This window comes from Nitrospinota bacterium (assembly GCA_035528715.1).
Taxonomy (GTDB): domain Bacteria; phylum JADFOP01; class JADFOP01; order DATKYB01; family DATKYB01; genus DATKYB01.
The window spans coordinates 19101-27685 of record DATKYB010000014.1 but is presented as its reverse complement, the minus strand read 5'-3'; the positions used below and the strand labels follow the sequence as shown (position 1 = coordinate 27685).

At 36.6% G+C, this 8585-nt stretch carries 8 protein-coding genes; 4 read left to right on the top strand and 4 right to left on the bottom strand.

Annotated features, from left to right (window positions below):
• A partial coding sequence (locus VMW81_00925; protein ID HUU49503.1) for an aldo/keto reductase occupies positions 1 to 573 on the top strand: 573 nt, incomplete at its 5' end.
• Positions 574 to 887: 314 nt separating this feature from the next.
• Here VMW81_00925 and VMW81_00920 read toward each other — a convergent pair.
• Positions 888 to 1055, bottom strand: a complete 168-nt coding sequence (locus VMW81_00920) for a hypothetical protein (GenBank protein ID HUU49502.1) — start codon at positions 1053 to 1055, stop codon at positions 888 to 890.
• 178 nt (positions 1056 to 1233) lie between these two features.
• On the opposite strand from VMW81_00920, the gene VMW81_00915 reads away from it, so the two are divergent.
• Positions 1234 to 1986 (top strand): 3-oxoacyl-ACP reductase family protein, encoded by a 753-nt coding sequence (locus VMW81_00915; GenBank protein ID HUU49501.1) that lies wholly within the window; start codon positions 1234 to 1236, stop codon positions 1984 to 1986.
• A 109-nt stretch (positions 1987 to 2095) separates the two neighbouring features.
• On the top strand, positions 2096 to 3214 hold the full coding sequence (locus VMW81_00910; GenBank protein HUU49500.1) for a mechanosensitive ion channel family protein: 1119 nt from the start codon (positions 2096 to 2098) through the stop codon (positions 3212 to 3214).
• A 54-nt stretch (positions 3215 to 3268) separates the two neighbouring features.
• On the opposite strand, the gene msrB is transcribed toward VMW81_00910, so the two are convergent.
• Entirely contained in the window at positions 3269 to 3667 is a 399-nt protein-coding gene (gene msrB / locus VMW81_00905) for a peptide-methionine (R)-S-oxide reductase MsrB (protein HUU49499.1), read from the bottom strand.
• A 378-nt stretch (positions 3668 to 4045) separates the two neighbouring features.
• On the bottom strand, positions 4046 to 6331 hold the full coding sequence (locus VMW81_00900; protein HUU49498.1) for a GspE/PulE family protein: 2286 nt from the start codon (positions 6329 to 6331) through the stop codon (positions 4046 to 4048).
• 320 nt (positions 6332 to 6651) lie between these two features.
• Here VMW81_00900 and VMW81_00895 point away from each other — a divergent pair, with 320 nt between their 5' ends.
• Complete coding sequence (locus VMW81_00895; GenBank protein ID HUU49497.1) at positions 6652 to 7614, top strand: HD domain-containing phosphohydrolase; 963 nt, start codon at positions 6652 to 6654, stop codon at positions 7612 to 7614.
• Positions 7615 to 7647: 33 nt separating this feature from the next.
• Here the strand turns inward: VMW81_00895 and VMW81_00890 are convergent, their stop codons facing one another.
• Positions 7648 to 8442, bottom strand: coding sequence for a sulfite exporter TauE/SafE family protein (locus VMW81_00890; protein ID HUU49496.1), 795 nt, complete (start codon positions 8440 to 8442; stop codon positions 7648 to 7650).
• Positions 8443 to 8585: the final 143 nt, after the last annotated feature.

The window sequence follows — 8585 nt, the reverse complement described above, 5'->3', positions numbered from 1 at the left end:
CATAATCCAAATAGAGCATTAATAAGAGAAGGAGAGGTCTTCGAGACTCTTCAGGGGTTAAAAAAAGAGGGAAAGATCAGATACACGGGTATCTCTATCTTCGATTCTGTTGAAGGTATAGAGGCAATGAAGATAGGGAACATTGAAAGCATACAGGTAATTTACAATATCTTCAACCAGGAGCCTCTCTTGGAACTCTTTCCCACTGCCAAGAGTCGTGGTGTTGGCATCATCGCCAGGGAACCCCTTGCCAATAGTTTTTTAACAGGAAAATATGATTCAAAATCTAAATTTCCACAGGGCGATATAAGAGCTTCTATGCCAATAGGTTATAAACTAAATATGTTCAAGGCAGCAGAAAAACTCAAGTTTCTCACAGAAAATAGGGATAGAACCATGGCTCAGGCTGCCTTAAAGTTTGTGCTTTTAAATGATGCTGTATCAGTAGTTATTCCTGGTATCAAGAATGAGCAACAGGCCGAAGAAAATCTAAAGGCAGGGGATAGTAAAGACTTAACTCAGGAAGAAATCATGAAGATTGAAAGCCTCGTGCAAAACAATTTTTATCTCTAGATAAAGTGGTTTCATGACAGAAGTTTTGGGATACTTTAGTTTTTGATATGCTTTTGCTGGCGAATAAGACTCAAAAGCCCCTGTTTTACCATTGTAACATCCCAGTTGGTCCTGATTTCAGAGATGCCATAACTAGTCAATAACCATCTCTTAAAACCATCTTTCTTTATTCAGAAGACCTTTGTGGACAATTTATAAATCATTTTCTTTTGCTTATCAGTTGCTAAAATGAGGCTATTTTTAAATTTCAATCTCTTTTTTTTCTTATCTGTGGATCTACGTGAAGTTTTGGGGACAGGAACAGGGGCTCCCATTTAAATAAATGCCTTGATTACCTCTGTTCCCTGAAAACTATTGAGACGACTGATTGACTTGTCACCGGTTATTCTCCATACCAAATCATGCACATCGTCCTCATCAAGGCCCAGAGAGTGCCCAAGCCACCATATGGTCTTAAGCTGTTTGTTGGAAATTTTTTGCACCTTTTGTTTAACCCCTTTTAGAATAATCTGTTTTATATTGTTCATTAATAAATATGAGAGAGTTTTTAGATAATCTCAAATAAATCTTATCTGTTTGATTAATTGAATAAAGCATGATAAAAATAATTAACAAACAAAGATAATATAAAGTCTCAACAGAAACCAAAAGAGGAGAGAAATGGAAAAAAATCTGTTAAACAAGGTATCTATTATTACAGGAGCCAGCACAGGAATCGGAAGAGCAACGGCCTTAGCTTTGGCAAAAAGAGGATCTCATGTTGTCATAAATTTTTTAAAAAGTAAAAAAGAGGCTTTAGATGTTGGAGAAAAGGTAGAGTCTCTTGGCATAAAAAGTCTTGTCATTCAGGGAGATGTAGGAATAGAGAGAGATGTTAAGGATATGGTGAAAGAGACAATCGAGGAATTTGGAAGGATTGATATATTGGTAAATAATGCAGGGAGCCCTATTCAGAGATCAAAATTTCTCGATTGTAAAGAAGAACTCTGGGATCAGGTGATGAGTGTTAATCTGAAGGGAACCTTTCTTTGTTCTAAAGAGGTCCTTAAAATAATGGTAAAACAAAAGAGCGGTAAGATAATCAATATATCATCCATTGCCTCTTTTCACGGAAGTGCCGGAGAATCTGTTCATTATGCTGCTGCCAAAGGTGGGGTTAACAGCTTAACTATTGGCCTTGCAAAGGAATTTGCACCTTATGGGATTACAGTTAATGCGATTGCCCCTGGGCTTATTGATACCCCTTTTCACGATAAATTTTCTACCCCTGAAAGATTAGAAAGGATCATTTCTAAAATCCCTTTAAAAAGGATAGGCACCCCAGGAGAGATAGCCGAGGTTGTGGCTTTCCTTGCATCAGATGGAGCAAACTACATTACAGGAGAGATTATAAGGGTAAGCGGAGGAAGATAAAAGAAAAGAGGCTTTATATTCGGAGGGTTGATTATAATTGACAGTTATTATTTTAAATGCTATTTATTTTTTTTACGAAAAAAATTATGTAATTTAGGAGGATTTAATTATGGAATTTACGAAAACTTTTATGATTGCTGGGAATGAACTCTGGCGATATATCGTTATCTTTCTTGTTATCCTGATATCCTTTTCCACAGGGCGATTGATACGCTACATTCTTGAAAGCAAAGCAGAAAAGCTTAAAGAGGTGCCAAATCGGGAGTTTTTATCCCTCCTTCTTAATCTTTTGGGCAAGCCGCTTGTTCTTCTCTTCTTTGCAGCCGGTTTTCACGTCTCTTTTCTATTTTTAAAATTAAGCTCTGAGGTTCAAAAAACAGTGGAGGCGGTAACCCGCATACTTTTTATCTTAGCTTTAGCCTATCTTGTCTATCATCTCGTCGATATTATCGAATATTTTCTCAACAAATTAACTGGCAAAAGCAAGAGCAAGCTCGATGACATGATGGTCCCCATAATTCGCAAGAGCCTGAGGGTAACGATTGTTATCATAGTCGGTCTGATGATCGCTGAGAGTGTATCGGGCAAGCCCATAACCACTCTTCTGGCTGGTTTGGGTATTGGTGGTTTGGCCGTGGCTCTGGCTGCTCAGGATTCTATAAAAAATTTCTTTGGCTCAATCGTGATTCTGGCAGATAAACCCTTTGAGGTTGGTGATCGAGTTGTTATTGAGGATCACGACGGACCTGTTGAAGAAGTGGGTTTTCGTTCAACAAAAATAAGAACCCTGGAGGGACATCTTGTAACCATACCTAATAGCGTCGTGGCGAACAGGACTGTTAAGAATATCGGCAAACGCCCCTTCATCCGTCGCTTGAGCAATATTACCATCACCTACGATACTCCTCCGGATAAGGTTGAGAGAGCTATAGAGATTATCAAGGAAATTTTAGATAACCATGAAGGGATGAACACTGAGCGTCCTCCAAGGGTCTATTTCAACGAATTCAATGATGCCTCCTTAAACATCATTATGATTTACTGGTATCATCCACCCAGGTATTGGGATTTTTTGGCCTTTAATCATAAGGTTAACCAGGAGATCCTCCGTCGGTTTAATGAAGAGGGGATTGACTTTGCCTTCCCAACTCAGACGATATATCTGGCAAACGATGATAAAAGGCAGCTCGCTCTAAAAATGCTGAATGATTCAACCAAAATAGATTAAAAAATATCTATAAATCACTCAAATTGGACCAACCGGGAACACCAATCTTGCCTTTTATCTCTTCTTAACGAGTTTAAGACAAGCAGAATTAATGCAATAACGCTTGTGAGTTGGTGGTGGACCATCATTGAAAACATGGCCAAGGTGGGCGTCACACCTGATACATAAAACTTCTGTTCTTTGCATAAAGAAGCTTCGATCAACCTCGGTTTTTATGTTGGCGTCTGAGATAGGTTTTAAGAAGCTTGGCCACCCTGTACCAGAGTCATACTTTGTATCTGAGCTAAAAAGGTCATTACCGCAGCAGATACACTGGTATATTCCTTCTTCCTTGTTGTCATAATATTCACCTGAAAACGCTCGTTCTGTCCCTTTTTTTCGAGTGACTCGAAATTGTTCTGGTGTAAGTTGCTTTTTCCACTCAGCCTCGGTCTTGATTACCTTGGTGGTCATGATGAATCCTTTCTTTTGAACTGAATAAACCTTTATTTTTAATGGGTTAGAAGATTTTTTATCTGAAGATTTCATTATATTTAAAGGTCTAGCCATTATAGGATTAGCAGTAAACACTAGGCCTATTATCCCTAAGATTTTTAAAAAGAATCTTCTCTTCATCACTATTCCTGATGAAATTAAATTATGATTTTTTATCAAAGCTCCTCCTACAGGTTTTTTAAAAAAGACTTATCATAATAAATATTATAAGTTGACAGGGGATTCGTCAATAACCAGAGGTAATTCAAAAACTTTTTCTAAATATGAATTTGATTTGAAATTATTGGTGGATTAAGAGATGATGAGGAACTCAGGATAAGATTTTTAAGTATCTTTTTACTGATTCATGCACACACTTCTTACCTGTCTGAGATCGCTTATCCCCTTTAAAACCTTTGTAATACCATCCTGATAGAGGGTTCTCATTCCATCTTTTATAGCCTGCCCCTTGATTTCCTCCATAGTAGCCTTGCTCTGAATAAGGTTCTTTAGCCTTTTTGTACCGATTAAAAGCTCGTGTATTCCGGCTCTACCTCTGTAGCCTGTTTGATTGCAAAATTCACAACCTTTGGCTCTAAAAAGCATGAATTTATCATTATATGCAGTTTTTAGCTCAGGAAAGAATTCTTTTCCATAGGCATCTACCAAGGATTCAAACTCTTCTTTTGTGGGGTGATATGACCCTTTACATTTTATACATAAGGTACGAATCAGACGTTGGGCCAGGATACCTAAGAGTGCATCAGCGAAATTAAGTGGGTCTATTCCCATATCAATAAGGCGGGTAATGGTCTCAGATGCACTGTTGGTATGAAGCGTACTGAGAACCAGGTGGCCTGTTAGAGATGCCCGTACGCCGATTTCTGCTGTTTCATGATCCCTCATTTCACCTACCATAATCACGTCAGGGTCAGCTCTCAGAAAGGAACGCATGGCGGCTGCAAAATCGTATTTGATCTTAGGTTTGACCTCTACTTGACGAAGGCCGTACTGAGTTATTTCAACGGGATCTTCCGCAGTCCATATCTTTCTCTCCGGAGTATTAATGCTTGCAAGGGCAGCATGAAGGGTTGTCGTTTTGCCTGAGCCAGTAGGTCCCACAACGAGAATAATACCATAGGGTCTAGAGATGATCTCTTTGAAATGCTTATAATTTCTTTCGGAGAAATTTAAGTCCTCTAATGGTAAAGATTTACCAGTGGTAAGGATTCTCATTACAATATCCTCTCCCGAAACTGTTGGCAACGTTGCAACGCGGAGTTCAATAGGGCTCTTCTTATATATAAATTTAATCTTACCATCTTGGGGAAGTCTTCTTTCTGCAATATCAAGGTTTGCAATAATCTTGATTCTAGATATGAGAGCTTTACTGTGACTGAAAGGTATTTCAAGGTTTTTCATACACACACCGTCAATCCTGTAACGGATATCCGTGGTCTTCTTCCCCTTGTTGGGTTCGATATGAATGTCAGAGGCACCCTTCTCGTATCCCTCGATAATTATCTGATTAACAAGGCGAACAATTGTTGCTGCGTTTTCATCGATTTCAGAATCTTCCATATCTACGTCTTCGTCTTCCTTTTTCACATCCAATTCATCGAGAAGATCTGAGATTGAAGCTTGACTTTTACTGTCATCCATCTCTAAAGATTTAATAAATTTAAGGATGTCGTCCTTTAAAGCTATCTGAAACTCATATTCCTTAGCCTTAATCAGAGTTTTTATTTCACCGATCTTTGGATCATTTGGATTATCGATAAGAATGATTGCTTTTCCATTAGAAAATGCAATGGGAACCCAAAGCGACTTTTTTAAATAGGCTAAATTCAGTCCCTTCGTTAGTGTTTTTGGGATAATGATGCGATCGCTGAATTCAGTAAACTTACATCCATAATATTGGCTGAGGGATATACCGATATCTTTCTTATTGACTTTAAAATTTTCAATAAGAATTTTTTCGATGTCTTTCCCCCTTTCCTTAGCAGTAGAAATGGCCTTTTTCAATTCATCTTCAGCAATAATATTCTGACTGATAAGATAATTGAAACGGGTTTGAACCATTCTTGCTTGGTTTCGAAAGGCAATTCCTAGGATTCTGGCGATTTCAAGAATATTTTTCTCATCTGATTTTGTAAATGCACCTCCACCCTTTTTATTGATTAATTGAATAACACCGAAAAGTCTGTACTCAAAACGTATTGGAGCTACCAATACCTGTTTTGTCTTATATCCCGATTTCTGGTCCCAGCTTCCATCAAAATTCAAGCTGGGATTTATTTTTTTTAGCTCCGTGGTATTGTAGACATCTTGGATATTAACCATATCCATTTTATAAGCTGCATATCCTGAAAGGCTAGAAGGGTATATGGGAACCCTTATCTCCTTAATTTCAGAACCGACAATATATTTTGAGTACAATTCCTTATTTATAGGGTCAGCAGCATATATAGTAATTCTATCGGCATCAAAGAGACTTAAGATTTCCTCTTTTAATTGAATTAGAATTTCATCGATATTACTGGCAGAATTAATCCTGTTTGTTACATAATTAAGCTTCTCACGAAATTGAAGCTTCTCTTCTAATTCTTGAACCTTGCCTTCTTCTTTTTTAAAGAGGGGCATTTTGTTTAAAAGAATTTATTATGTTAAATAAACAGACTTTATTAAAAATAGAAAAGACTCCTTTAGGAGAAAAATTACTTTTAAAAAATAACCAATAGATGAGATAAAGTCAATACTATTTGATTGACAGGTTTTGTATGATGAACTGATCTGTTAGAAGAAAAATAAAGAGCAAAAACCGTAAAACTATCAAAATCTTATAAAAAACATCAACTTTTGGTCTCTTTTATTTTTTTTCATGCAGAAAGGGGTTATAGTTTTCTGTTAAAAATGACGATATGTAGTTGAATAATTTTAAATTTAAAAAAGAGACCTATAATATGGAGTATTACACTGAAAAGGATGGATATTTCGTGATCCCAACCGAGAGCTTATTGGTTAATAAAGTAACCGATTTTGATCTCTATATAACTGTGAATGGTAACTATGTGTACTACAGAAGCAAGGATATTCCTTTTGGTAGAAAGTTAAAGGATAACCTTATTGAGAGTGATACAGATTTTGTATATGTGGATATAGATGATATAGAAAAATATAAAAAATATTTAGAAGACAATCTATCAGAAATAATAACCAATCAAAAGACAAGTTTTGAGAAAAGGGGAAAGATACTCTACTTCTACTCTAGTCAGTTGGTAAAAGAAGTGATGGAAGAGCCAAGGGTAGGGACGAATATCAGAAAAACACAGGAACTCGTAAAAAATACCGTTAATTTTCTTGTGGCAGGTAAAAAAACTTTCAAGGATCTTTTGAAGTTAGTTAAATATGATTACTACACATATACCCATTCTGTGAATGTCTGCTTATTTTCTATAGGACTGGCTGAAAAAATAGGTATTGAGGATAAAGATGAATTAAACAGACTAGGAATTGGAGCCATATTGCATGATATTGGAAAGAGCAAGATCGATAAGAATATTTTAAATAAACGTGGGTCATTGTCAGGAGAGGAATGGGAAATTATGAAAAAACACCCTATCTATGGTGTAGAGATTTGCAGAGAGACAAAAATGATACCTGAAGAATCATATCATGCTATTTTAGAGCATCATGAGAGATGCAATGGAAAAGGTTATCCAAAAGGTTTGAAAAAGGACGATATTAATCTATTTGGAAAGATAGTATGCGTTGGAGATGTATTTGATGCATTGACCACAAATCGATCATATGCCTTTGCTACAAAACCTTTTTTAGCCCTTAAAATAATGAAGGCAGAAATGAACGGCTGCTTTGATTTAGATTTATTTCGAGAGTTTATAATCCTTCTTGGAACCCCAGATTAAGAAGAGGCTGGTCAAGCCTTTCTATTTTTATTGCTAAAAAGAGTTAAAAATCCCTAAAAGTATTTTTATAGCTATTACAATCAGCAAAAAGCCAAATATCTTTTTCATTTTTTCTTTATCGATCTTTATAGACAATCTACTCCCAATTTGTCCTCCTATAAAAGCTACTATTCCCAGTGGAATAATGATATTCCAGTCAAAGTGTCCAACGAGCACATGGCCAAAAAGACCAAAAAGGGCAGTTGCAGCGACCATAACTGTAGAGGTTGCGATAGCTATATCCATGGGCACTCCGCATAAAAGTACCATAAGGGGCAGTTTAATAATCCCTCCTGTAATGCCTATCATACCGGCAAGAAGACCTGTTCCCGCTGTAATCGGAAGGGTTATCATTAAATTGACATCATATCTTCTTCCGTTAAAATTTCTGTTCCAAATCCACCAGGTCTTTTTTGAAGAGCTATAAGTTTTCAGGTCAGCCTTTCTCATCATAAATGTCGCAGCAAGAATGAGTGCGAAAACCAAAATGAACTTTAGAATGTCCTCAGAAAAGTAAACAGAGTAATATCCACCGAGAAATGCCATGACATCTGTTGGAGGGTCAATAAGCAGTGCCAATTTCCAATCCACAAGTCTGTTTTTCAAGAATACAAACAAAGCAGACAGTGAAGTAACTAAAATAATGCTTAGACTAATAGCCGCAGCGTTATGTATCGAAATCTTTGAGAAAATAAGAACTGGTACATAGAGAATCCCTCCGCCTAATCCTAACATAGAAAAAAGTAATGATATTAGGAGAAATATAATACTTAGAATGAAGATGTTCATATCAGTTGTCCCAACATGATATAGCTAAAAAAATTTTAAAAAAGTAAGGCAATACAGGCTTTTGTTGGGTAATTCGAATCATCTATAGAATAATATTAAGTTCATACAATAGAATTAGGTGAGCATTAGATAACAAGAGTTGC

Excerpts from the sequence above, each read along its gene's own strand:
- VMW81_00915 (HUU49501.1), top strand. The coding sequence starts at position 1,234 with ATGGAAAAAAATCTGTTAAACAAGGTATCTATTATTACAGGAGCCAGC.
- VMW81_00910 (HUU49500.1), top strand. The coding sequence starts at position 2,096 with ATGGAATTTACGAAAACTTTTATGATTGCTGGGAATGAACTCTGGCGA.
- msrB (HUU49499.1), bottom strand. The coding sequence starts at position 3,667 with ATGACCACCAAGGTAATCAAGACCGAGGCTGAGTGGAAAAAGCAACTT.
- VMW81_00900 (HUU49498.1), bottom strand. The coding sequence starts at position 6,331 with ATGCCCCTCTTTAAAAAAGAAGAAGGCAAGGTTCAAGAATTAGAAGAG.
- VMW81_00895 (HUU49497.1), top strand. The coding sequence starts at position 6,652 with ATGGAGTATTACACTGAAAAGGATGGATATTTCGTGATCCCAACCGAG.
- VMW81_00890 (HUU49496.1), bottom strand. The coding sequence starts at position 8,442 with ATGAACATCTTCATTCTAAGTATTATATTTCTCCTAATATCATTACTT.